The sequence below is a fragment of the Acidisoma sp. 7E03 genome, assembly GCF_054665075.1.
Genome location: NZ_BAAFHE010000058.1, coordinates 1 through 868, shown reverse-complemented (window position 1 = coordinate 868; position 868 = coordinate 1). Strand labels below are relative to the sequence as shown.

Below are 868 nucleotides of genomic sequence, written 5' to 3'. Positions count from 1 at the left end.
CTAGAGGGTGTTATGTACTTTCCCACTGGTTTGATTCATACCTGCGGGCATGGAGAGCGTTCGCAAGCCGTATCCCTCTGACGTGTCAGACGACGAGTGGTCGTTGGTGGTTTCCTATCTGACGCTGGTTCGTGAAGACGCGCCGCAACGACAGCACTCGCTTCGGGAGTTGTTCAACGCGCTGCGCTACGTGGTCCGCTACGGAATCGCCTGGCGCGCCATGCCAAACGACCTTCCGCCCTGGTTCGCCGTCTACCAGCAGACGCAGCGCTGGCTGCAGGCGGGCTGCTTCGAGGCGTTAGTGCATGACCTTCGTGCAGTGCTGCGGATGAAAGATGGGCGGCCGCCTGAGCCCACGGCCGCCATCATCGACAGCCGCACTCTGCGTTCGACGCCGGAGAGCGGCACCCGCGCAGGCTATGACGGCGCCAAGCGCAAACGCGGGTCCAAGCTGCATATGGCAGTCGACACGCTCGGCCACCTGCTCGCTCTGCACGTGACACCTGCCGACCATGATGATCGTGCCGAGGTTGGCCGCTTGGCGGAGGCGATCCAGGCCGCGACCGACCAGAGCGTCGAACTCGCCTATGTGGATCAGGGCTACACGGGCGAACGCCCGGCCACCGCAGCCGCGCAGCATGGGATCGCGCTCGAGGTGGTCAAACTGCCCGAAGCCAAGCGCGGCTTCGTACTGCTGCCACGCCGGTGGGTGGTTGAACGCTCATTCGCTTGGGCCACCAGGTGCCGACGTCTCGTCAAAGACTATGAGCGCTATGCTGCTACTCTCGCTGGCCTGCACGTCGTCGCTTTCGCCTGTTTCATGATGAAGCAGGCCGCTCTCCTCATCCCAGGTGCATAACACCCTCTA

At 63.2% G+C, this 868-nt stretch carries 1 protein-coding gene; it reads left to right on the top strand.

All coding sequences use genetic code 11. The features are described 5' to 3' along the window. The first annotated feature begins 49 nt into the window (after positions 1-49). Positions 50-859: an IS5 family transposase gene (locus ACYQ6W_RS22650; protein WP_459678564.1), complete on the top strand. Its 810-nt coding sequence runs from the start codon at positions 50-52 to the stop codon at positions 857-859. Positions 860-868 lie beyond the last annotated feature (9 nt).

What these genes read in the sequence shown, in the direction of transcription:
- ACYQ6W_RS22650 (WP_459678564.1), top strand. Translation starts at nt 50, where the DNA reads ATGGAGAGCGTTCGCAAGCCGTATCCCTCTGACGTGTCAGACGACGAG.